This window comes from Microvirga roseola (genome assembly GCF_020866965.1).
GTDB lineage: Bacteria > Pseudomonadota > Alphaproteobacteria > Rhizobiales > Beijerinckiaceae > Microvirga > Microvirga roseola.
Genome location: NZ_JAJATX010000007.1, coordinates 105,094 through 128,102 on the forward strand (window position 1 = coordinate 105,094; position 23,009 = coordinate 128,102).

Annotated in this window: 23 protein-coding genes; 13 read left to right on the forward strand and 10 right to left on the reverse strand. The window is 64.1% G+C overall.

Going from position 1 to position 23,009, the window contains the following annotated elements; translation table 11 throughout:
* Window position 1: 1 nt before the first annotated feature.
* On the reverse strand, window positions 2-1,177 hold the full coding sequence (locus LG661_RS07020; RefSeq protein ID WP_230531164.1) for an ABC transporter ATP-binding protein: 1,176 nt from the start codon (window positions 1,175-1,177) through the stop codon (window positions 2-4).
* Between the two features lie 205 nt (window positions 1,178-1,382).
* On the opposite strand from LG661_RS07020, the gene LG661_RS07025 reads away from it, so the two are divergent.
* The 4 genes from LG661_RS07025 to LG661_RS07040 all read left to right on the forward strand — a co-directional run bounded on the left by LG661_RS07025 (window position 1,383) and on the right by LG661_RS07040 (window position 2,722).
* Window positions 1,383-1,544 carry a hypothetical protein gene (locus tag LG661_RS07025; protein ID WP_230531165.1) on the forward strand — a complete coding sequence of 54 codons (162 nt, stop codon included), beginning with the start codon at window positions 1,383-1,385 and terminating at the stop codon, window positions 1,542-1,544.
* Between the two features lie 87 nt (window positions 1,545-1,631).
* Window positions 1,632-2,126, forward strand: a complete 495-nt coding sequence (locus LG661_RS07030) for a DUF2267 domain-containing protein (protein WP_230531166.1) — start codon at window positions 1,632-1,634, stop codon at window positions 2,124-2,126.
* Window positions 2,127-2,141: 15 nt separating this feature from the next.
* On the forward strand, window positions 2,142-2,423 hold the full coding sequence (locus tag LG661_RS07035) for a hypothetical protein (protein WP_230531167.1): 282 nt from the start codon (window positions 2,142-2,144) through the stop codon (window positions 2,421-2,423).
* 11 nt (window positions 2,424-2,434) lie between these two features.
* Window positions 2,435-2,722 carry a hypothetical protein gene (locus LG661_RS07040; protein ID WP_230531168.1) on the forward strand — a complete coding sequence of 96 codons (288 nt, stop codon included), beginning with the start codon at window positions 2,435-2,437 and terminating at the stop codon, window positions 2,720-2,722.
* A gap of 34 nt (window positions 2,723-2,756) precedes the next feature.
* Here LG661_RS07040 and LG661_RS07045 read toward each other — a convergent pair whose 3' ends face one another.
* Complete coding sequence (locus tag LG661_RS07045) at window positions 2,757-4,352, reverse strand: DHA2 family efflux MFS transporter permease subunit (RefSeq protein WP_230531169.1); 1,596 nt, start codon at window positions 4,350-4,352, stop codon at window positions 2,757-2,759.
* Between the two features lie 7 nt (window positions 4,353-4,359).
* Complete coding sequence (locus tag LG661_RS07050; protein WP_230531170.1) at window positions 4,360-5,553, reverse strand: HlyD family secretion protein; 1,194 nt, start codon at window positions 5,551-5,553, stop codon at window positions 4,360-4,362.
* A gap of 166 nt (window positions 5,554-5,719) precedes the next feature.
* Between LG661_RS07050 and LG661_RS07055 the strand changes: the two genes are divergently transcribed.
* On the forward strand, window positions 5,720-6,388 hold the full coding sequence (locus LG661_RS07055; RefSeq protein WP_230531171.1) for a TetR/AcrR family transcriptional regulator: 669 nt from the start codon (window positions 5,720-5,722) through the stop codon (window positions 6,386-6,388).
* Between the two features lie 68 nt (window positions 6,389-6,456).
* Window positions 6,457-7,380: a DMT family transporter gene (locus tag LG661_RS07060; RefSeq protein WP_230531172.1), complete on the forward strand. Its 924-nt coding sequence runs from the start codon at window positions 6,457-6,459 to the stop codon at window positions 7,378-7,380.
* A gap of 98 nt (window positions 7,381-7,478) precedes the next feature.
* Here LG661_RS07060 and LG661_RS07065 read toward each other — a convergent pair whose 3' ends face one another.
* Entirely contained in the window at window positions 7,479-8,165 is a 687-nt protein-coding gene (locus tag LG661_RS07065) for a Crp/Fnr family transcriptional regulator (RefSeq protein WP_230531173.1), read from the reverse strand.
* 150 nt (window positions 8,166-8,315) lie between these two features.
* Here LG661_RS07065 and LG661_RS07070 point away from each other — a divergent pair, with 150 nt between their 5' ends.
* Both LG661_RS07070 and LG661_RS07075 read left to right on the forward strand, forming a co-directional pair.
* Window positions 8,316-10,193, forward strand: coding sequence for an ABC-F family ATP-binding cassette domain-containing protein (locus tag LG661_RS07070; RefSeq protein WP_230531174.1), 1,878 nt, complete (start codon window positions 8,316-8,318; stop codon window positions 10,191-10,193).
* Between the two features lie 126 nt (window positions 10,194-10,319).
* Window positions 10,320-10,652, forward strand: coding sequence for a hypothetical protein (locus LG661_RS07075; RefSeq protein ID WP_230531175.1), 333 nt, complete (start codon window positions 10,320-10,322; stop codon window positions 10,650-10,652).
* 70 nt (window positions 10,653-10,722) lie between these two features.
* Here LG661_RS07075 and LG661_RS07080 read toward each other — a convergent pair whose 3' ends face one another.
* From LG661_RS07080 to LG661_RS07100, 5 genes are all read right to left on the reverse strand, one after another.
* Window positions 10,723-11,097: a hypothetical protein gene (locus LG661_RS07080; protein WP_230531176.1), complete on the reverse strand. Its 375-nt coding sequence runs from the start codon at window positions 11,095-11,097 to the stop codon at window positions 10,723-10,725.
* An 11-nt stretch (window positions 11,098-11,108) separates the two neighbouring features.
* On the reverse strand, window positions 11,109-12,662 hold the full coding sequence (locus LG661_RS07085; protein WP_230531177.1) for a S10 family peptidase: 1,554 nt from the start codon (window positions 12,660-12,662) through the stop codon (window positions 11,109-11,111).
* 70 nt (window positions 12,663-12,732) lie between these two features.
* Window positions 12,733-13,185, reverse strand: coding sequence for a DNA polymerase III subunit chi (locus LG661_RS07090; RefSeq protein ID WP_230531178.1), 453 nt, complete (start codon window positions 13,183-13,185; stop codon window positions 12,733-12,735).
* 4 nt (window positions 13,186-13,189) lie between these two features.
* Window positions 13,190-13,558 carry a hypothetical protein gene (locus tag LG661_RS07095; RefSeq protein WP_230531179.1) on the reverse strand — a complete coding sequence of 123 codons (369 nt, stop codon included), beginning with the start codon at window positions 13,556-13,558 and terminating at the stop codon, window positions 13,190-13,192.
* A gap of 9 nt (window positions 13,559-13,567) precedes the next feature.
* Window positions 13,568-15,061, reverse strand: a complete 1,494-nt coding sequence (locus tag LG661_RS07100) for a leucyl aminopeptidase (protein ID WP_230531180.1) — start codon at window positions 15,059-15,061, stop codon at window positions 13,568-13,570.
* Window positions 15,062-15,260: 199 nt separating this feature from the next.
* Between LG661_RS07100 and lptF the strand changes: the two genes are divergently transcribed.
* The 5 genes from lptF to rsmA are packed head-to-tail and all read left to right on the forward strand — an operon-like array spanning window position 15,261 to window position 21,966.
* Entirely contained in the window at window positions 15,261-16,421 is a 1,161-nt protein-coding gene (gene lptF, locus LG661_RS07105) for an LPS export ABC transporter permease LptF (RefSeq protein WP_230531181.1), read from the forward strand.
* 2 nt (window positions 16,422-16,423) lie between these two features.
* Entirely contained in the window at window positions 16,424-17,509 is a 1,086-nt protein-coding gene (lptG, locus tag LG661_RS07110) for an LPS export ABC transporter permease LptG (RefSeq protein WP_230531182.1), read from the forward strand.
* Window positions 17,510-17,546: 37 nt separating this feature from the next.
* Complete coding sequence (locus LG661_RS07115; RefSeq protein WP_230531183.1) at window positions 17,547-20,087, forward strand: LPS-assembly protein LptD; 2,541 nt, start codon at window positions 17,547-17,549, stop codon at window positions 20,085-20,087.
* Complete coding sequence (gene pdxA, locus LG661_RS07120; protein ID WP_230531184.1) at window positions 20,087-21,109, forward strand: 4-hydroxythreonine-4-phosphate dehydrogenase PdxA; 1,023 nt, start codon at window positions 20,087-20,089, stop codon at window positions 21,107-21,109. Before LG661_RS07115 ends, pdxA begins: the two co-directional genes overlap by 1 nt.
* Window positions 21,106-21,966, forward strand: a complete 861-nt coding sequence (gene rsmA / locus LG661_RS07125) for a 16S rRNA (adenine(1518)-N(6)/adenine(1519)-N(6))-dimethyltransferase RsmA (RefSeq protein WP_230531185.1) — start codon at window positions 21,106-21,108, stop codon at window positions 21,964-21,966. The genes pdxA and rsmA overlap by 4 nt, the downstream gene beginning before the upstream one ends.
* Here the strand turns inward: rsmA and gcvA are convergent.
* Window positions 21,963-22,910: a transcriptional regulator GcvA gene (gcvA, locus tag LG661_RS07130; RefSeq protein WP_230531186.1), complete on the reverse strand. Its 948-nt coding sequence runs from the start codon at window positions 22,908-22,910 to the stop codon at window positions 21,963-21,965. The two genes, rsmA and gcvA, sit on opposite strands and share 4 nt — an antisense overlap.
* Window positions 22,911-23,009: the final 99 nt, after the last annotated feature.

A 23,009-nucleotide genomic window follows, 5' to 3' on the forward strand; every position in this document is an offset into this window, starting at 1 on the left:
CTCACTCCGCCAGGATCACCGCCGCGTCGGGCGCGAAGGTGATGTAGACCTGTTCATCCCAGTCGATGGGATTCTCCACGAAGCGCGAGGCATTGGCGCGCGTCACACGCAGGATCTCGCCGGTGGCGAGCCTGACCCTGTAGACCGTCCAGTCTCCCAGATAGCCGATATCCCACACCTCGCCGGTGAGCACATTGATCGCATCGGGCCCCGGCCACTCGCGCTGGATCACCATCTTCTCGGGCCGCACGGCGATCGCCACCGCCTGGCCGGAATGCAGGACCTCGTCGGGATCGTCGATGGTGAGCGGAACCTCCGCCGAGGGGGTCTGCACACGCCAGAGGCCGTTCTCCTGGCCGAGCACATGGCCTTCCAGGATGTTCACGTCGCCTACGAACTCGGCAATGAAGCGGGTCTTCGGCTGCTCGTAGATCTCGCCCGGGGTCGCGACCTGAACGATCCGGCCATGGTCCATCACCGCGATCCGGTCGGCCATGGTCATGGCTTCTTCCTGGTCGTGGGTGACGACGATGAAGGTCATGCCCAGATCATGCTGGATGTCCATCAGCTCGAACTGGGTCTCCTCGCGCAGCTTCTTGTCGAGGGCGCCGAGGGGCTCGTCGAGGAGGAGGACCTTCGGCTTCTTGGCAAGCGCCCGGGCAAGCGCCACACGCTGGCGCTGGCCGCCGGAAAGCTGGCTCGGGTAGCGTCTGGCGAGCTTCTCGAGCTGCACGAGACGGAGCATTTCCCCGACCCGCGCCACGATCTCACCCTTGGGCAGGCCGTCCTGCTTGAGCCCGAAGGCGATGTTCTTCTCCACGCTCATATGCGGGAAGAGCGCATAGGATTGGAACATCATGTTCACCGGCCGGCGGTAGGGCGGCACACCGGCTAGGTTCTGCCCCGCCAGGGTGATGACGCCCTCGCTCGGGAACTCGAAACCGGCGAGCATGCGCATGAGGGTGGTCTTGCCGCAGCCGGAGGGCCCAAGCAGGCAGAAGAACTCGCCTTCGAAGATGTTCAGCGTGAGATTGTCGGCGGCGACGGCGTCACCGAAACGCTTCGTGACGTTCTCGAAGCGGATGAGAGGCTTGGCGTCGGGATCTGACCAGGGGGCAAAGGTACGGCGCACGGCGCCGACAGAGGCGGAAGCGGAATGTCGGAGGGGAGGAGGCAAGATGCGTGCACTTCGTCCTGAACGAGAAAACCTGGCGCGCAACCTATGACGTTCGGCCCCTGAGAACAACAGGTTAAACGCGGCTTTCCCCTGACCGCCCCGACCCGAGCGTTGCCGCATAATCCGGCACTGGATTTCCGCCGGTCCGCCCGGAACAACCACCCATTTCCATCGTTCGCCCACCAATGGCAGAAGGAGTTTCCCAATGCCCGACAAACGTGACACCAAGCACGATCCGGCTGCCAGCGGCAGCCCGAAGGCCCATTCGCCGGACAACGCCGAGAAATGGGGCGGCGGCTCGAAAGGTTCGAAAGGCGGGATTACGCCTGACGAGCGGCGCAACCAGCAATCCAGCGCCAAATCGTAAAATTCAGTTTCATGCATGCTGCGCTGGCCGGGCCTGCCGATCCAGAGGGCGGCCCGGCCTGAACGGCTCAATTTTTGGAGGTTCGTCATGAGCGCGAACGGTCTCGAAGTCTTCGACAAGACGCTTCAGACGACGCATATCTGGCTCAATGAGATCATGGAAGTGACCGGTCCTGACCGGCATGTCGCCTGGCATGCCCTCGGCGCCGTGCTGCGCACGGTCCGCGACCGGATCCCACTGGACCTGTCCGCCCATCTCGGAGCGGAACTGCCCCTGCTGGTACGCGGAATCTATTACGACCAGTGGCGTCCCGCGATCCAGCCGGAGCGCTACCGCTCCCTCGACGAGTTCCTCGAGCAGGTATCGGACAATCTCGGCATGACACGGCCCGTGGATCCTCGCACCGCGGCCTGCGCGGTCTTTGCCGTGCTGACGCGCCATCTTCCCGAGGGGCAGACCCGCAAGGTTCGCGAAGCCCTCCCCCAGGACATCCAAACCCTGTGGCACGAGAGCGCCTCGTCCGGCGACATGAACCGCGTCGAGGTGGAGGTTGACCAGAACCGGATGTCCCGCGAAGCCTGAGAGAGGAGCAACAGGATGAAGCCCAAGGCGGACCAGAGACACGACCTTACCGCCGGCCCGGACAAGGGGGAGCCCGGCGAGGGCCATACCCCCGTGCTCGAAACCGAGAACAGAGCCGAATGGCGCGTGAACGACGGCGGATCGTTCATCCTGCGCCTCGACCGGACCACCGGCGAGTGGTCCGGCGAGCAGCGACTGATGGATGGCGGCAGCGGTAATCCCCTGTCGCCCCAGGAGGTTTCGCTGATGGCGCGCGCTCACAACCTGCGTTTCAAGGACGGAACGAGAGCCGGGTAGACGCGACAGGAATGAAGGCGGAGCAGCATGCGCTCGAGGAGGATTTCTACCGGGAATGCGCCCGACTGCTCGATGCCGTGCATACCTACCGCCCCTGGATCGGGCGTCCGCCCAACCGGTGGAACAATCGACATCCCGGAAACGGGCGCTTTCCGGGCTTCGGCACCATTCGCATGTATGGGTCCAGTCACATCCACGTTTCGCTGCGGCAGCCCGTGATCCTCAACCGGATCTGCCACTCGACGGAGGAGGTCTATGCCCTGCTGCGCAAGCTCAAGCTGAAGTCCATGGCCAACTGAAAAAGCCCGGCTCGACGGCCGGGGTTTTGTTCGCTCAGTGGCCGCCGGCTCCCGCAGGAGCGGTGCGCGGCTTCTCGATGAAGGGCAAGGCAACGACCAGTCCCAGGAAAAGCACCGTCAGCAGCAGGAAGACATCCGAGAAGGACATCACCAGCGCCTCGCGCCTGACGATGTTCGAGAGGGTCTTGAGAGCGGCCTGCCCGGCATCCGACCCGAGATCGTGGAACTTCAGGGTCAGGTTGTTGAGTGCCTCGACCGCGGTCGCATGGCTCCAGTTCACGCTCTCACGCAGTCGCTGGAGATGGAGATCCAGGCGGTCGTTCAGGATCGTATTGATGAGCGCCAGGCCCACCGCACCACCGAGATTGCGTGTGAGGTTGTAGAGGCCCGACGCGTTCTTGATCCGGTCCGGCGGCAATGTGCCGAGCGCGATGTTGTTGATCGGCACCATGCAGATCATCAGCCCCACTCCGCGCAGGATCTGGGGAACGAAGAGCTCCCAGAAATCCCAGTCTTTCGTCAGTCCCGTAATCTGCCAGGTTCCGAGCGCGAAGGCTCCGAAGCCGATGGCCATCATCATCCGCGGATCGAGCTTGCGCGAGAGGATGCCGGCCACGGGAGCCATGAGAAACATGGTCGCGCCGGTGACGAACATCGTCTCGCCGATCTGGAGCGAGGAATAGCCGCGCACGCGGGCGAGATAGACCGGGTACAGATAAGTCAGGCCATAGAGGCCGATCCCCATGACAAAGCTGAACGAGGAGCCGGCCAGGAAGTTGCGGTCGGCAAAGGCGCGCAGATCCACGATGGGCTGCTTCGCCGTGAAGGCTCTATGGAAGAAGCCGACAGCGCCCACGACGCAGACGACGGTAAGGACCAGCACCAGCTCGCCCCGGAACCAATCGTTGAGCGGCCCTTCCTCCAGCACATATTCGAGGCCGCCGAGAAAGGCGGCCATGAGGCCGAGGCCGGCCCAGTCGAAGCTCTTGAACAGGCTGAGATCCGGCTCATCGAAATCCACCAGAAAATAGGTGGAGACGGTCACGAAGATGCCGGGCACGATGTTGATGAGAAACAGCCAGTGCCAGGAGAACAGGTCCGTGAGATAGCCGCCGAGCGTCGGGCCGATGGTCGGCGCGAGCGTCGCCACGAGGCCGATGATCGGCGAGACCACGGGCCGCTTCTCCGGCGGGAAGATCGTAAAGGCGGAGGCGAAGACGGTCGGGATCATGCCGCCGCCGATGAAGCCCTGGAGCACACGGTAGACGATCATCTGCTCGATGTTCGTGGCCGTCGCGCACAGAAAGCTCATGAACGTGAAGCCGCCGGCAGAGATCACGAACATCCACCGGGTCGAGAGCACGCGCGAGAGCGTGCCCGAGAGCGGAATCATGATCACTTCCGCGATCAGATAGCTCGTCTGCACCCAGGAGATTTCCTCCGAGGAGGCGGACAGGCCAGCCTGGATCTCGGCCAGCGAGGCCGAGACGATCTGGATGTCCAGGATCGCCATGAACATGCCGAAGACCATGCAGAAGAACGCGAAGGTCCGGCGCCTGCTGACGGACGCGGACGGCGCGGCAGGTCCTGCCGCATGGGGCTTGTTCCGAATGGCGGCGGAGGCGGCCATGGTTCGCCTACTCTTTGATGCTGGCCGTCTTCGAGGGTTCGGCCGAGGTGCGCGTATCCACATCGACGACCACCGAGAGACCGGGACGAAGAATGCCCTGCCGGGCGACCTCCGGGCTCACGGCGATGCGGACGGGCACGCGCTGGACGATCTTGGTGAAGTTGCCGGTGGCGTTCTCCGGCGGCAGCAGGCTGAAGACGGAGCCCGAGGCCGGCGATACGCTCTCCACCGTGCCGAGGATGTCGGCATCCGGATAGGCGTCCACCTCGATATGGACCTTCTGGCCGATCTTGAGAGCGGCGAGCTGCGTCTCCTTGAAGTTGGCGTCCACACGCACGCTCGTCAGGGGCACGAGAGCCGCAAGGCGGGCGCCCGGCTGAACGTAGCTGCCGACCTCGATGGCCTTGTTGCCGGTGACGCCTTCGACCGGCGCGCGGATCTCCGTGAAGGACAGATCGCGCTCTGCCTTGTCGACGGAGGTCTGCAGTTCGGCGGCAACCCGCCCGCCTTCCTTTCGCTGGGCGGCGAGAACGTCGACATTGGCCTGGGCGGCCGCGAGCGCGGCCTGGGCGCTCTTCACATTGGCCTCGGCCCGATCCCGGGCCGCCTTCGCGGTCTCAAGCGCGGCCTTGCTGGTGAAGTCCGAGCGGGAGAGCTGAAGCTGGCGGGCATAGTCGCTCTCCGCGCGCTCTGCTTCGGCCCTGGCTGCTGCGATCTGCGCCTCGGCCTGAGCAGCAGAGGCCCGAGCCGCCTCGATCTGGCGGCCGATGCGCTCGATTGCGCTCTGCTGGGTCGCGAGCTTGTCCTTGGTCGCCTGCAAGGCGAGCCGATAGTCGCCTTGGTCGATCTGGGCGATCAGGTCGCCTGCCTTGACCTGCTGGTTGTTGGCGACGGCGATGGAGGAGACGTAGCCGGAGACCTTGGCCGAGAGGATCGTGATATCGGCCTGCACATAGGCATCCTCGGTCGAGACCATGAAGCGCCCGTCCGTCCACCAGTTGTAGCCCTCGTATCCGGGGAAGCCGAGCGCAGCTGCGACGACAGCTAGAATGACCGGCTTCTTGCCGAGCCCCTTCTTTTTAGGCTGCGGCTCCTGCCCTGCCGGCGTATCCTGCCCCTGGGCAGATGCCGCTCCGGGCTGCCTTTGCACTGCAGCCCCGGCGATGCTGCCGCCCTGCTCGGAATCTTCACGATAGGCCATGGAAACCCTCCAAAGCGCCACTACGGACTGGCCCCCAAACACTCATTCCGATCTCTCGCCCGGAATTCTTGGCCCTGCCTTGCCGCTTTGCTCTATGATGACTATGTAGGCCCTATATGATTTGACCGAACCGTTCGGTCAATAGCCTCGAGGTGACAAAACGCACATGAGCGACCTCAATGAAATCGCTCGCTCCAAGGATCTCCCATCCTCTGCAGAGGATGGGGCTGAGAGCGCCAAGCGCCGCCAGATCCTGGAGGGAGCTCGCCAGGTCTTCCTTGCGCGCGGCTTCAACGGCGCGAGCATGGGTGAAATCGCCAAGGTTGCCGGCGTCTCGAAGGGGACGCTCTACGTCTATTTCGAAAGCAAGGAGAGCCTGTTCGAAGCCCTGACCCTCGAAGAGAGGCAGAGCCTTGCGGAGGTCCTGTTCAAGCTGGACGCCGAGGATCCGGATGTCAGGGCTGTTCTTTCGAAGCTCGGCGACAGCTATCTGCGCTACATGGGCAGGCCCGAGCACATCTCCTCGATCCGCATGGTGGTCGGTGCGGCCGAGCAGTTTCCACGTCTTGGCCGATCCTTCTTCGAGGCGGGTCCCTGCCAGGGGATCGCCCGGCTTAAGGCCTATTTTGACCGGCAGGTGGAGGCAGGAAGGCTCTCCATCGAGGACACCGGCGTCGCGGCCCAGCACTTCCTCGATCTCTGCGTCTCCGGCCTGATGCGCCGGCAGCTGTTTGCCGTCGGCGGGCCGCCCACGGAGGCCGAAATCCGGAAGAATGTGGAGAACGCGATGCGCGTGTTCTTTGCAGCCTATGGGCCCGGTGTTCAGAAGCATTAGGACCTGTCCCGACGCTTTCCCGCCGCCCTTGCCTCCACTAGGGTGAAACGATCGGCGGAGGGGCAGAGATGGAGCGACAGGGCACCGGCACGGCACGATGGGTGGCCTTTGCCCTGATGGCCCTGATCTGGGGCCTGACATGGCTGCCGATGAAGCTCGCCTCCGAAGCCGTGCCGCCGATTTTTCTCGCTGCCCTGCGCTTTGCCCTCGCCGGGCTCTGCTATCTCGCGATCACCCTTGCCAAGGGTTTGCCGCTCCGGCCGGAGCAGCCGGGCCGGGTCATTGCCGCTTCGCTTCTGATCACCACCGGCTGCTACAGTCTTCTCTTCTGGGGCGTCGCCCGCGCACCGACCGGCCTCTCCGCCATCGTCAATCTCGCCCTGCTGCCGATCTTCTTGATCCTCGTCGGGGCGTTGTATGGGCAGGAGCGCATCACCACGCGCCGCCTCGCAGCAATCGGGCTTGGCCTCGTCGGCCTCGTCCTGCTCTTCTCCGGCCGCACGGGCAGGACGCAGGATGGAGCATTCATCGGCCTTGCCGCCGTGGCGGCAGCCACCCTGAGCTACGCCTGGGGCGCGGTGGTCAGCCGCCCGCTCATGCAGGCCATGCACCCTCTTGCCCTGGCTTTCTGGCAGACCAGCATCGGCGCGCTCGGCCTCGTGCCGATCTCGCTTATGGTGGAGGGCTATGATCCTGCCTATTTCGCGGCGCTCGCCGACTGGCGCGCTCTGCTGGGACTGGGCGCCCTGGTTCTCGGCGGATCGCTGATCGGCTTCTCGATCTATCTCTGGCTGGTGCGCGACTGGGGCGCCTTCCGCGCCGGTCTCTACTCATTCGTCAGCCCCGTCATCGCCGTTGCAGCCGGCGTGGTTTTTGCGCAGGAGGCCTTCGGCTGGCCGGAGGCGCTTGGCATGGGCGTGACGCTGACGGCCACCGCCCTCGCGCTCACGGAGGGCAGAGCCGCCACGAAAGCTGCGCCGAAGCCGGCCTAAAGCATCCGATGCCCTTCTTCTCGCAGGTGAGCATCGTTGGGCGCGGAAGAACCGGACCCACTTTCCGCTGACGCGGCTCTCCGAGGCCGCACGATGCGCTAATGATCCGACCGCATGGCCTCGGCGACGCGGGCCTTGAGCACGTCAGGCTGGCGCAGGACCAGGGCTCCGCGGGTGCGCTCGATCAGCCCCTCCTGGGTCATCATGGTGAATTCCCGCGTCACCTGCTCGCGGCGGCAGCCGATGCGGGCGGCCATGATGTGATGGAAGGGCGGCGGCGTGATGACCCGCTCCCCAACCCTCTCGCCCCGCGGGATCGATAGGCGCAGGAGCTCCGAATAGAGCCGGTGCCTCAGGTCGAGAACGGTCTGCTCCACAAAGCGGGCGTTCAGTTCGCGGATCCGTGAGGCCATGAGGCAGAACAGGCGCTCCGCAACCTCCTTGTGGGAGAAGATGATCTCCTTGAAGACCGAGGCCGGCATCACGCAGGCCTCGCCCCGCGTCAGCGCGGTCACGTTGGCGGAGCGCTGGATGCCGTCCAGGGCTGCCAGTTCGCCGAACAGCTCTCCCGGCCGCATCTCGTCGAGAATGACCTCCTTGCCGGAGGCCGTGCGCATGAGCACCCGCACCTCCCCGGCCAGCAGGAAATACACGTCCGTCGAGAGGTCGTCGAAGTCGACCAAGACCTCCTCGGGATCAAAGCGGCGCCAGTTGGCCCGCGCCTCGAAAGGAGCAAGGTCGATATTCAAGCCCTTGAACAGCTGAATTCCGGCGAGCCGCGCCATGACGTTTTCCCCCGATCGCGCGCTTATGAGCCGTTAACCATAGCACGGGCCCGGCAAAGCTTCGAGTCCCATGACGCTAAGACAGCCCACCTCCACCGGTCATGTCCCCAGGCACCTTGCCAGACGACGGCGCACGCGCCAAAAGGCGGCATGCTCCACGTCAACGACCTGACCTACCGCATCGGCGACCGGCTGATCCTCGACCATGCCTCCTTCAATCTTCCGACCGGGGCGAAGGTCGGGCTCGTCGGCCGGAACGGCGCGGGCAAGACCACCCTGTTCCGGATCATCCAGGGGGAGATTTCAGCCGAGAGCGGCAGCATCGGCCTGCCCCGCAATGTGAAGATCGGGGCCGTGGCCCAGGAAGCGCCGGGCGGGCCGGAGACGCTGGTCGAGGTGGTGCTGGCGGCGGACACCGAGCGCACCCGCCTTCTCGCCGAGGCAGAGACCGCCGACGGCTTCCGTCGGGCCGAGATCGAAACGCGGCTCACCGACATCGGCGCCCACTCCGCCCCGGCGCGAGCAGCGGCGATCCTGCACGGCCTCGGCTTCGATGCGGACGCCCAGAACCGCCCGTGCTCGGCCTTTTCCGGCGGCTGGCGGATGCGCGTGGCGCTGGCCTCCGTGCTCTTCACCGAACCGGACCTGCTGCTTCTCGACGAGCCGACGAACTACCTCGATCTCGAGGGCACCCTCTGGCTCTACGACTATCTCGCACGCTACCCGCACACGGTTCTCATCATCAGCCACGACCGGGAACTGCTCGACACCTGCGTGAACCATATCCTGCATCTCGACCGGGCGAAGCTCTCGATCTATCGCGGCGGCTATACGTCCTTCGCCAAGCAATATGCGGAGAAGCGCGAGCTGACCGCCAAGATGGCGGCGAAGCAGGAGGCCGAGCGCAAGCACCTTCAGGCCTTCGTGGACCGCTTCAAGGCCAAGGCCTCGAAGGCGCGCCAGGCCCAGTCCCGCGTGAAAAGGCTGGCGAAACTCGAGCCCATCGCCACCATCATCGAGGACGATGTCCTCCCCATCAACCTGCCCGATCCCGAACGCCCCGTCGCGCCGCCCCTGCTCGCCATCGAGAGCGCCGCCGCGGGCTATGGCGAGCGGACGGTTCTCGACCGGCTGAACCTCACCATCTCGCCGGACGACCGGATCGCGCTCCTCGGCTCGAACGGCAACGGCAAGTCCACCTTCTGCAAGCTCATCGGCGGACGTCTCGACCCCATGAAGGGCGAGGTGCGCCGCCCGACCAAGATGGATGTGGCCTATTTCGCCCAGCACCAGCTCGACGAGCTGAACCCGAAGGCGACCCCTTACGACCATGTAGCCGAGCGCATGGCGGACGCCCCTGTCGCGAAGATCCGCGCTCGTGCGGCGCAGATGGGCTTTCCCGGCGCAAAGGCCGACACGCCGGTCTCGGCGCTCTCCGGCGGCGAGAAGGCCCGCCTGCTCATGGGGCTCGCCGCCTTCGAGGGCCCTCACCTGCTCATCCTCGACGAGCCGACGAACCACCTCGACATCGACAGCCGCACGGCCCTGATGGAGGCGATCAACGACTATTCCGGCGCCGTCATCCTGGTGAGCCACGACCGTTTCCTGATCGAGGCCTGTGCGGACCGGCTCTGGCTCGTGAGCGGCGGCACGGTGAAGCCCTTCGACGGCGACATGGACGATTACCGGCAGCTCGTGCTCTCGGGCGAGTTCGATCCCCAGAAGCGCATCGAAAAGCCCCAGGCCTCCTCCCCCTCGAAGGTCGACGAGCGCCGCGCCGCCGCCGAGCGCCGGGTCGCGCTCGCGCCCCTGCGCAAGAAGCTGGAGGCGCTGGAGGCCCGGATGGCGAAGCTCACCGAAGTGATCGGCAAGGTGGACGCGGCGCTTGCCGACGGCACTGCCTTCCAGAAAGACCCTGTGAAGGCGACGGAACTCTCGAAGATGCGGGCAGAAGCCGCCTCCACGCTCGCTTCCATCGAGGAAGAATGGCTGACTGTCAGCGGGGAGATCGAGGCAGCGAGCGCCTGACGGCTGGACAGGGATCCCGAGCGTCGCTGCAGCGTTCACCGATGAGAGGCACAGATCGTGCTGCGCTCACCATGGGGAACGGACATGCCTCGCATGTTATTGGCAGCTTTGGTCGCCACCGGAGGGATGTTCGCGGCCCTCCCGGAAGCCCAGGCGCAGAGGCTGGTGCCCTGCGCTCGGGAGAACGGATTTTGCCGCGTCCCCTATCCGACCACCGTCGTCTATGGCGTGCCGGGAAGAAGCGTCGAGATGTTCGTCCAGGGACGCGGTGTTCCCTGCTCGAACAGGGTCTTCGGCGATCCTGCCCCGGGAATCGTCAAGCGCTGTTCCTACGTCGCCCGCGGGTTCGACAGAGGCTACCGCGGCTATGACGACGATTACCGCAGGCCGCGCCGCGACTGGGATCGGGGATATCGGGACTATGATCGCCCCTACTACCGCCGCTATGACGATTACTGATGGGACAACCGGTTGACCGCCAGCGGCATGACCGAGAGGGTGCTACCGGGTGGCTTCCTGATGGTCGGCCTTACGGCTTCACGACCCGGTCGAGCCTGTTGTTCACGAAGAAGTACAGCTCCCGCCCTCCGGGCTCGGAATAGAGCACCTGGACCTCGCGCTGGCCCTTGCCGCTTTCGCCGACGAGGACATCGGTGGCGGGCTTCCCCTTCAGGCGGACGAGGTCGCATTCCGTGATGCCGGGCTCGATGGCCGTCGCCGTGCCCGCGGGACTTCCGGTGCATTGCCCGTCCGGGCCGAGTACCGGCCCGTCGATCACCGGGCCGGTTGAGGCCACGGCAGGCGGCGTGGGGGCGGGCACGGCCGCAACCTGGGTCCTCGTGCCTGAGCCGTTGCAGGCCGCAAGCCCGAGCGCTGCGAGCAACAGACCCGCCGGAAATTTCATCTGCATGCCCCTCAATCCCCGTTCTCGGGCCCCCTAGCTTGCAGGGCCTGCTCGTACAGCCGCTGCGCGTCATTCCGGAAGGCCTGCCGCGATGCCTGGCGCGAATAGAACATGTGGCCGCCCTCGTAAACCTCGAGCGCGATGCGGTTCTCCGGCCCCAGATCGGGAATCTGGTTCAGGAGGAGCTGTGAGGCGAAGTACGGCGTCACCAGATCCGTGAAGCCGTGGGCCACGAGAACCCGCAGATTGCCGTCGAGGGCCAACGCCTGCCGTAGCTCGCTGAGGCTCTCGGGGGCTGTGCGCCCGCCTCCCCAGCGCCAGGAGCCGCTGACGGAGCCGTTCAGCAGGTTGTAGCGCCCCTCGGCCTTGTAGTTCAGGGTCCGCGTCAGGTGATCCAGCATGGCGCTGGTGAGAGGCGCGGTCATGCCTTCGAGAACGGGGTCGTCGAAGCGTGAGAAATAGGCGTCCGGGTTGGGATCGGCGCTTGCCACATTGGTGTCGTAGGCGCTGACAACCTCCAGCGTGCCGCGCCGCGCCTCCCGCTGGAAGGCGCGCATGTCGATCCGCCCGGAAAGGCTGCGGGTGAGTTCAGGCGAGAGGCCCGTCAGTTCGGCCACCCGGCGGCTCACGCGCTCCAGCGCCTCCTTGTCCTGCACCCCGCGCACGAGATCGACGAGATACTCGCCCGAGGCATAGCGTTCGGCGTCCTGTAGCATCGCCCGCGAGACCGGACCCTTGCGCGACAGGGCTGCGGCCGCAAGCGACGGCAGCCGCGCAGCATCGGCCCAAGGCGCGCTGGGGCTCGACTCGATCCAGTCGAAATCGAGAACCGGCGAGACGAGGACGAGGCCGCTGAGCCCGATCCCCTGGTCGCTCTGAAGCTTCTGCGCCAGGAGCGGCCCGCGGAATCCCCCATAGCTCTCGCCCACGAAGAATTTCGGCGAAACGAGCCTGTTCTTCTCCTTCAGCCAGCGCGTGACGAAGGCAGCAAGGCCGTTGATGTCTCCTTCGACTGAGTAGAAGCGCTCCCGCGCCTCGCCCCCGGCAACGATCCGGCTATAGCCGGTCCCCGGCGGGTCGATGAAGACGAGGTCCGTGAAATCGAGCCAGGTCTCAGGATTGGGGATTAGCGCCGCTGGTGCCGAGGGGCTTATGGACGGCCCATCCAGGGGCAGGAGCCAGGGCCCGATGGCAAGAAGATGCAGATAGGCTGAGGAAGCCCCCGGCCCTCCATTGACGGCGAAGGTGACCGGCCGCGCCCCAGGCTCGGCGCCGTCCCGCGTGTAGGCCACATAGCCGATATCGGCCTGCGGGTTTCCCTGCTGGTCGGTGAGTGTCAGACTGCCGGCGGTTGCCGTGACCTCCAGCGTCCGACCGGGGAGCTCCAGGGTATGGCGCGTGACGGATTGCGGCGGCAGCCGCGTCTCCGATTGGGACCGGCGGGCCTCCTGCCTCTCGGTATTCTGCTGCTCGCGACTTCCCTGCTCCTGAGCGCCGGCAGCGAAAGGCATGACGAGGGACAGGCACAGGGCTGCATAGAGAGGCAGGCGAAGGGCTCGGATCATCGGGGATTTCCTCATGGTCCCCTACAGATGGGGGAGCATGCCCTCCGGTCCACCCTTCGGGGGCGTTACGTCACGCCTTGCGCTGCCAGCGCCCGCGGTCGTCCTGCTGCCAATAGGTTGCATCGTGCCCGCCCGCCTTGACGGCGCGCCACTGATCGCGGGCAAGGGCGAGCGCCTGGACATCATTGCCGTCGAAGAGGATCGCCAGGCGCTGATAGCTGTCGATGTCCTCCGGCAGGTCGGCCCCCTCCACAAGGAAGCGGATGGAGGCGCTGTTGGGATTACCGCTGGCGAGCGTAATGAGGATCGGCTGATCCGCCGCATGCGCCTCCCGGTCCGTGCCGTGCGGCAGGAAACTCTCGTCCGAGAATGTCCAGAGATGATCGTCGAGGGCGGCCATGCGCTCCTCTGTCGTCACCTGCACAACCGCGCGCCAGCCCCGCTCCAGGGTCTTCTGGAGAAGCGTGGGCAGCACGGCCTCGAGAGGCTGGTGCTGGAGGTGGTAAAAGAGGATTTCCGCCATCTCCTCAACCGCCCGTGCCGACTGTCGCGGCGCAGCGGGCCGTGAGTTCCTTCAGCTCCTGGAAAAGATCCGGATCCGGCGTCTTGAAGTTGGAGCAGGTCTTGCCCTGCCGCCGCTTTTGCAGGGCGTCCGACAGGCCCTCGCCGAGTTCCGGATGCTCGTAGAGCGGAATCAGGTGATAGGCGACGTAGGCGCGCCCATTCTTGATCCAGATGAACGGCGATGTCGGCTTGCCGCGGTAGGGCTTGTTCGCCTCGACGATGTAGCTGTCGGAGGTATCGGCGGTCAGGACGAAAGGACCAGCGGCATAGGGAGCGGCCAGCTCCCTCAACGCCGCGAAGACCTCTGCCCTGCCGTCCAATCCCTTCGTCATGAAGTTACATTACCCTTCGTAATGATCGCGGACAAGCCGGTCGAGGAGGCGCACGCCCCAGCCCGAGCTCCAGCCCTTGTTGATCTCGTTGTGCGGCGAGCCCATGGCGGTGCCAGCGATATCGAGATGCGCCCAAGGCACGTCGTTTACGAAGCGCTGGAGCAGCGCCGCTGCCGTGCTCGAACCGCCATGGCGGCCTGCCGAGTTCTTCATGTCGGCAAACTTGGAGTCGATCATCTTGTCGAATTCGGGTCCCAGCGGCATGCGCCAGACCCGCTCGCCCGTGGCCTTTCCGGCCGCCGTCAGGCGATCGGAAAGCTCATCGTTGTTCGAGAAGAGGCCGGCATATTCCTGCGCCAAAGCCACGAGGATCGCGCCGGTGAGGGTCGCAAGATCGATCATGAACTTGGGCTTGAACCGGTCCTGGATGTACCAGAGCACGTCTGCCAGCACGAGGCGGCCCTCGGCATCCGTATTGATGATCTCGATGGTTTGGCCGGACATGGTGGTGACGATGTCGCCGGGACGTTGGGCATTGCCGTCCGGCATGTTCTCCACGAGACCGATGGCACCCACCACATTGGCCTTCGCCTTACGGCTTGCCAGGGCGTGCATGAGGCCGACCACGCAGGCCGCGCCCGCCATGTCGCCCTTCATGTCCTCCATGCCCGCGCCCGGCTTGATCGAAATGCCGCCGGAGTCGAAGACGACACCCTTGCCAATGAAGGCGACGGGCTTATCGGCCGCCTTGCCGCCGTTCCAGCGCATGACGGCGACCCGCGCGCCGCGTACGGAGCCCTGTGCCACGCCGAGAAGGGCATTCATGCCGAGCTTGCGCATGGCCTTCTCGTCGAGGATCTCGACTTCGACGCCGAGCTTCGTGAGAGCCTCCGCCTTGGCTGCGAACTCGACCGGTCCCAGCACGTTCGGCGGCTCGTTGACGAGGTCGCGGGCTAGGACCACGCCCTGGAGTACGCCCTCGCGCGCTTTGTAGACCTTCTTCACCGCAGCAGGGTCGGCAACGCTCAGGAGCAGTCGGCCGGCACGATTCTTCTTCTCGTCATTGTCCTTCTTGGTCTTGTAGCGGTCGAACTTGTAGCGACGCAGCTGAACACCGAGGGCAATGTCTGCAACCGCATCGGGCGTCACCTCGGTCCCGGGCAGATCCAGCACGGCGGTCGCGGTCTTGCCGTTAGCCTTGCCGGCAATCAGACCCCCGAGCTGCACCCAGTCCATCTCAGCCTTGTCCTTCTCGCCGCCCACCCCGATCACGATGAGCCGGTCGACGGAAAGGCCCGCAGGAACAAGGATGGCCATGGAGGACTTGGCCTTGCCCTTGAAGCTCTCCGCCGCCGCAGCCTTGGCGATGAGATCCACAGCCTTCGAGCCGATCTGTTTGGCGACCGCCGGCGTCGGTTTGAGGTTTTCTCCCACGAAGACAATGAGATCCCCCGTCTCGACGCTGCCATGCGCCTGGAACTCGATCTTGTAGCTGTCGGCCATGAAACCCTCTTGATTCAATGCTCTACAGACCGGCTTAGCCGGATGCGACTTTTGGTGACATACAACAGATTGTGTGCGGGATCACCCAGGCTCTGCCGTGAAAGGGGCATAATCACAGGCTGTTGGGGAGCGGCCGACCTTGTCTGGGGGCAAGGGACAGGCTACCGAAGGTGACTCGCGCCCGGGGGGCGAAGGGCTCATGACACTTCTCGAACGCTATATTTTAAAGATTGCCTTTACGGCCTTTGCTGCGTGCCTCATCGCCCTGACCGGGGTTATCTGGATCACGCAGGCTTTGCGCGAGCTCGACCTGCTGACAGGCAAGGGGCAGACGCTCTTCATCTTCCTGACCGTGACGGGTCTCTCTCTTCCGGCGCTGATCAACGTCATTTCACCAGTCGCCCTGTTCCTCGCCACGATCTACACCCTCAACAAGCTCAACGGCGATTCGGAGCTGATCGTCATGAGCGCGGCCGGCATGCCGCCCCGTCGCCTCCTGAGGCCATTTCTTACCTTGGCAGCCTTCATCAGCATCGTGGTGGGGGTCATCACGATCTACGTCATGCCCGCGAGCTTTCAGGAACTGCGGAACCTCTTCACCAAGATCCGGGCCGACTTCGTGGCGACCATGGCCAAGGAGGGCCAGTTCATTACCCTGGAGAACGGCATCACGTTCCACTACCGCGAGCGCTCGGGCGATGCTCTTCTCGGAATCTTCATGGAAGATCAGCGAGATAAGGACAAGGCCATCGTCTATCTTGCCGAGCGCGGCCAGACGGTCGAACAGGATGGTCAAGCCTATCTCGTGCTCGAGAAAGGCAGCGTTCATCGCAAGGAGCCCAACAGCCGCGACTCGTCCATCGTGGCGTTCGAGCGCTACGCGGTCGACCTCTCGGCGTTCAACCAGGAAGGTGGGGACATCATCTATAAGCCGCGCGAGCGCAACACGACCCAACTTCTCTTCCCGGACAAGGACGAGTTTCTCTACAAGGCGCAGGAAGGCCGCTTCCGGGCCGAACTGCATGAACGGCTTTCATCCTGGCTCTATCCGCTCGCCATGATGATGATCGCTTTTGCGGCTCTGGGGGACCCTCGCACCACCCGCCAGGGCCGGGGCTTCGCCATCGCCGTCGCAGTGATCGGCGTTGTCCTGCTGCGGATTATCGGGTTTGCGGCCTCCAGCGCAGTGGTCAGGTCGGAAGCGGCCGTCATAGGCGTCTATGGCGCGCCGCTGGCTGCCATCGCCGTCTGTCTAATGCTCATTCTTCAAGGGCCTGCCATGCGGTCCATGAAACTGAAAATCGGCGCGCTCGGGAAAAGCCTGCTTTCCTCCCGCAACCCTGCGCCTCAAAAGGCCTGACGATGCTGATCGGCCCTACCCTCGGGTTCTACTTCTCCCGGCAGTTCCTGAAGACCATCTTCATGGTCTTCGCGACCGTCTTCGCCCTCGTCTATACCTTGGACTTCGTGGAGCTCATGCGCCGGGCCGGCGATACGGAAGGCGCGACGGCCGGTCTGATGGCGCAGCTAGCCCTCTTCCGCACCCCGGCCATTGCCGAGCAGGTCATGCCCTTCGCGGTTCTCTTCGGCAGCATGGCGGCGCTCCTGCAGCTGAGCCGCAAGCTCGAACTCGTGGTCGCCCGAGCTGCCGGCGTTTCGGCATGGCAGTTCCTTCAGCCGGGCTTGTTCGTAGCCCTGGCCATCGGCATCGGCTCGGTCACGGTCTACAATCCGCTCTCGGCGATCCTGAAGCAGCGCGCCTCCGACCTGGAAACGAAAGTCTTCTCTGGTGCCTCCCAAAGCCGCGGGAAGGTCATCTGGCTCCGCCAGAAGAGCCAGGACGGGCAGGCCGTTTTCCGGGCGGCAGGCTCCGTCAGCGGCGCCGCTGCCCTATCAGGCGTGACGGTCTATGCCTTCGACCATTCGGGAGCCTTCACGCAGCGGATCGAGGCCAAGGAGGCCACCCTGCATGAGGGCTTCTGGGAGTTGAAGGAGGCCCGGGTCCTCTCCGCAACGGAAGAGCCACGATCCCATGACCGTTATCTGATCGCCTCAAGCCTTGAGCCCAGTCAGGTAAGGCAGAGCTTCATCGACCCGGATTCGGTGCCCTTCTGGAGCCTGAAGGACACGATCCAACGCATGGAGCAGGCTGATATAAATACCACAGCCTACCGCCTTCATTACGACATCCTCCTGGCGCGGCCTCTTCTCTTCATCGCCATGGTTTTCGTGGCCGCATCCGTATCGTTAAGATTCTTTCGATTCGGCGGCGTCGCGATGATGGTTCTGGGTGGCGTCGCAGCCGGGTTCGTGCTTTATGTCGCCACTGAGCTTATGGCGGAGCTTGGAGCTTCGGGAATCATCAGCTCGGTCATTGCCGCCTGGTTCCCTGCCGTCGTCGGCAGCCTGTTGGGGACTTTGGCTTTACTATACCAAGAAGACGGTTGATCCGTCCGACGATACGAGCGTGGGGCAAGGAGTGAGGATGAAACGGCTCAAGGCAACGATCGCGACATCTGCGGTCGCGGTGGCTTTGTCCTATGCCGCCGGGTCCACGCCTGCCCTTGCCCAGTCCCTGAATGAAGCCATCACCTCGCGGGTCCAGTCCTCCTCGGGCCAGGACCGGCTTCTGGTCGATGCTCAGGAAATCGTCTACGACAACGACAAGAATACGATCTCGGCCTCCGGCGATGTTCAGATGAACTACCAGGGCCGGACCCTGCAGGCCGACCGGGTCATCTATGATCGGAATACGGGCCGCGTTTTCGCCGAAGGGAACGCCCGCCTCACCGATGCGAGCGGCACCGTCGCGACGGGCGACCGGTTTGAGCTCACGGACGACTTCCGGGACGGCTTCATCGATTCTCTAAGGGTCGTTCAATCCACCGTGGATAACGGCCGGCCCGTGACGACGCGTTTCTCCGCTCCGCGCGCAGAGCGCTCTGGGGGCGAGACCACCGTTTTCGAGAGCGGCACCTACACAGCCTGCGAACCCTGTAAGGACAACCCGGAGAGGCCACCGCTCTGGCAGGTCAAGGCCGCCCGGATCATCCACAACAACACCGAGCAGACGATCTATTACGAGGATGCGCGCCTCGAGCTCTTCGGACTGCCTGTCGCTTATCTGCCCTATTTCTGGACTCCGGATCCGACCGTCAAACGCAAGACGGGCTTCCTCTCTCCACGCTACGTCTACTCCAATACCCTCGGCTTCGGGTTGGGCGTCCCGTTCTTCTGGGCCATTGCCCCGAACTACGACCTGACTATCACGCCAACCTATCTCAGCCGTCAGGGCCTCCTTGGCCAAGTCGAATGGCGCCATCGGCTCGAGACCGGTGCCTACAACATCCGTGCGGCCGGTATTTCGCAGCTCGACTCCGATGCATTCCTGGACAGCCCATATGGTCCCGGCGACCGCGAGTTCCGCGGCTCCCTTGAAACGACCGGTCAGTTCTACATCAACCAGAATTGGAGATGGGGCTGGGATATCGCACTCGTTTCGGACAAGTGGTTCCTGCACAATTACAGCATCCGAAGCGAGAGTCTTAGCTCACTCTACTTGAAGGAATCGGTGTCGACTCTTTACCTCCAAGGGCAAGGGGACCGGTCCTTCTTTGATCTACGCGGATACTATTTTCAGGGCCTGTCGACATCCGACTGGCAGAAGCAGCAGCCTATCGTCGCCCCTGTTCTCGACTACAACAAGCGCATTACGCCTTCCGGGATCGGCGGCGAATTCAGCCTCGACGTGAACGTAACAAGCCTCTCGCGTGAAGCCGCCCAGTTCGAGTCGACGACCAAGGAACGGCCCACTATCTTCGGCCCCTATGATACCTGCGCTATCTTCTCGCCCGAATCCTGCATAGTGCGCGGGATCAGCGGTTCGGTATCGCGCGCCTCGGTTCAGGCCTCATGGCGACGCGAATTCATCGACCCTGTTGGCCAAGTCTGGACTCCTTTCGCCTATGTACGCGCGGACCAGTTCTGGATCGCACCCGATTTTAATGGTTACCAGAACTATGAATTGGCAAACTTCATCGATGGCGAGGACGATTACCTGTTCCGCGCCACACCGGCCATCGGTCTCGAGTACCGTTTTCCTCTCGTTGCCAGCCTCGGCACCTCGGGCCAGCAGATCCTTGAGCCTATCGCGCAGATCATCGCGCGCCCGAATGAGACAAGGATCGGTCGTCTTCCTAACGAGGATGCGCAGAGCCTCGTCTTCGATGATACGTCCCTGTTCGAATGGGACAAGTTCTCCGGCTACGACCGTGCGGAGGGCGGCGTCCGCGCTAATGTGGGCCTGCAATATACCGTCACTGGTGCGGACGACTTTTATGCCAATGTGCTGTTCGGACAGTCTTACCAGCTCGCCGGTCGCAACTCTTTCCGCCAGGGCGATCTTGCCAATGTCGGTCTGGAGTCAGGTCTTGAGTCCCGCACATCGGATTACGTCGGCCGCCTACAGATCTCACCCAACCAGAACTTCTCCTTCGTCACGCGTGCACGCCTCGATCAAGAGGATTTCGGGCTCAGCCGCCTGGAAGCAGGGTTAGGGGCCAACTTCAATCCACTCGTACCCCTCTCGACTTCTGTGACCTATGCGCGTTACGACGCACAGCCTGAGATTGGTTTCGTTTACCCGCGAGAAGGCATTCTGACATCGGCGAGATGGGATATTACGCCAAACTGGTACATCTCCGGCTCCATCCTCCTGGATCTTGACCGGTATCTGAGGGCGCGCGACACATTCCTGGCGCAGTATACGGCCAACCCGGAGACCGCCGTCTATAACCGTCAGAATTATGCGTCCGTCAGTTCCTTATCCGTCGGCATGGGCTACATTGACGAGTGTACGACATTCTCGGTCAACTACACGATGACGCCACGGGACGTTGCCGTGTATTCTGGCGAGAAGGATCGGAACCACACCGTTTCACTGCGACTCGAATTGCGAACTCTTGGCGAAGCAACGATTTCGCAGAATTTGGATGGTGCCGGCTCCGAAGATGGTGTCGCCAACTAGTGACCGGATTAGAGGACCTTCCCCTCGTCATCACGCAAGGCGATCCAGCCGGGATCGGGCCAGAACTAACCCTTAAAGCCTGGCTGCAGCGTAGCCAAGTCTCACTGCCGCCTTTCGCCGTCATTGCCGATCCCGGCCACATGGAGCGGGTCGCGAAGGGCTATGGGTGGGATATTCCTATCGCGAAAGTCGAGCCTGGACAAGCGTCACCGGCCTTTTTCCATGCGCTCCCTGTCATCCCCCTCTCCTCGTCCGTTTCCACCCGCCCCGGCGAGCCGGATTCGGCATGTGCTCCCTCAGTGATCGAATCGATCGAGACGGCTGTGCGCTTGGTCCGAAGTGGTCAGGCGTCGGCGCTGGTCACCAATCCCATCGCCAAGCACGTCCTCTACGAGGCAAGTTTCCGGCACCCCGGTCACACGGAGTTCCTGGCTGCGCTTGCCTCTGAAGGTGATGGTCAGGCCCATCACCCGGTCATGATGCTCTGGAGCGAGGAACTCGCGGTCGTCCCCGTCACCGTCCACGTCCCCCTCTCCGCCGTTCCTGCCATCCTGACGACGGAATTGATCGTCCTCACCGGGCGGATCGTTGCGCGAGATCTGCGGAAGAAATTCGGCATCCAGCATCCACGCCTTGCAGTCTCCGGTCTCAACCCGCATGCGGGGGAAAGCGGCGCCATGGGATTGGAGGACAGGGATGTCATCGTCCCGGCGGTCGAGATCCTCAGGCGCGATGGGATCGATGTGACAGGTCCCCTTCCAGCGGACACCATGTTCCACGGCCGGGCCAGGGCCCGCTACGATGCGGCGCTCGCCATGTATCACGACCAGGCGCTCATTCCGATCAAGACCATCGCCTTCGATGACGGGGTGAACGTGACCCTGGGGCTTCCCTTCGTGCGCACCTCGCCCGATCACGGCACGGCCTTCGACATCGCAGGCAAGGGCATCGCACGACCTGACAGCCTGATCGCTGCGATCAGGCTCGCCGCACGCCTCGGCGCGGGAGCGCATCGCCCATGAGCCAGATTGATGACCTGCCGCCCCTGCGCGAAGTTGTCAGGACCCACGGGCTGATCGCCAAGAAGTCGCTCGGTCAGAACTTCCTCTTCGATCTCAATCTGACGAGCCGCATCGCCCGTTCCGCGGCCCCCCTGGAGGAGGCAACCGTCATCGAGGTGGGTCCCGGTCCCGGCGGCCTGACCCGAGCCATCCTGGCGGCGGGCGCCCGGAAGGTGATCGCCATCGAACGCGACAGCCGCTGCCTGCCGGCGCTTGCGGAAATTGCAGCTCGCTACCCCGGGCGGCTCGAGGTGATCGAGGCCGATGCGCTGGAGTTCGATCCGCGTCCTATGGTCGGCGATGGGCTTGTGCGGATCATCTCCAATCTGCCCTACAATGTCGGCACGGCGCTCCTGACCGGCTGGCTCACGGGCGAAGCATGGCCGCCCTGGTGGGATTCGCTGACCCTCATGTTCCAGCGTGAAGTCGCCGAGCGCATCGTGGCCGACGAGGAGGACCCGAAGAACTACGGCAGGCTTGGCGTTCTCTGCGGCTGGCGGACGCAAGCGCGTATTCTCTTTGATGTGCCACCTTCCGCCTTCGTGCCGCCGCCGAAGATCACGTCGAGCGTGGTCCACCTGACCCCCCGCCCCAATCCCCTGCCCTGCCGCATCGGCGCGCTGGAGACCGTGACCCGCGCTGCCTTCGGCCAGCGGCGCAAGATGCTGCGTCAGAGCCTGAAATCCCTTGCGCAGGATCCCGCCGGGATCATCGCCGCAGCAGGTCTCGAGGAGACAATCCGGGCCGAGAACGTGCCGGTGGAAGGCTATGTGGCCCTCGCCAACGCTTTCGATGCCGCCAGATCCAGACCTGTCTAGGCCGCTACGGAGCGTGAAGGTCGTGCGAGAGGGTCGACCGGCGGGCAGCGGACGCCCGAGGCCCTGATCTCCTCAAGCAGCCAGTCGCGAAAGGCGCGGATCTTTGGGACGTGGTCCCGCGCCTTTGGGTAGACGAGCCAGTAGCTCCGCCCATCCTCGGCGACGATGTCAAAGGGGATGACAAGGCGACCCGCCGCGAGGTCCTGGGCGAAGAAGGCCGGGGTGATGATCGCGACGCCATGCCCGGCCAGCGCCGAAGCACCTTCAAGCAACTGTGTCCCGAGATTCAGGTCAGGTCCTTTCGAGAGCCTGGCGTCCGGCACGCCCGCCATGTCGAACCAGTGCGCCCACCATGGATCGCGCGGGCTGAGCAGAGGCAGCTTCAGGAGATCCGCCGGCTTTTCGAGGCCGCCGGCACGCTCGATGAGCTGCGGGCTGCAGACGGGCACGAAGGTGCTGGCAAAGAGCATGTGCGCCTCAAGCCCCGGCCAGTCGCCCCTGCCGCTTCGGATGCCTACGTCGAACTCGCCCTGCATCAGGTCGACGACGCCCATCGAGCTGTCGAGGCGAACCGCGAGATTGGGGTGGGCCAGCTGAAAGCTGCCGAGACGCGGCACGAGCCAGTTTGCGGCGAAGGTCTGCAACACGGTGATCGCCAGCACGGTCTCTTCGCCTTCCGCGACCGCCTGGAACGCCTTGCGCATCAGCTCGAAGGCTTCGGTGATGGACGGCGCCAAGCGCCTGCCCGTCTCCGTCAGTGTGACCTGCCGTGTGGTGCGCGTGAAAAGGGGCGCACCAAGACGGTCCTCCAGCATCTTGATCTGATAGCTCACGGCGGCCTGGGTCATGCCGAGTTCCTCGGCGGCCCGCGTGAAGCTCTGGAGCCGGGCGGCGGCCTCGAACACGCGCACGGCGCTCATGGGGGGCAGCTTCTGCAGGGACATGCATAAATCCAGCTTATGAAACGGCCTTCAGTTTCATTTTGTAGAGCAGCACGCGCAGGACTATGTCAATCCACAGAACGCCGGAACACTCCCCGGCGT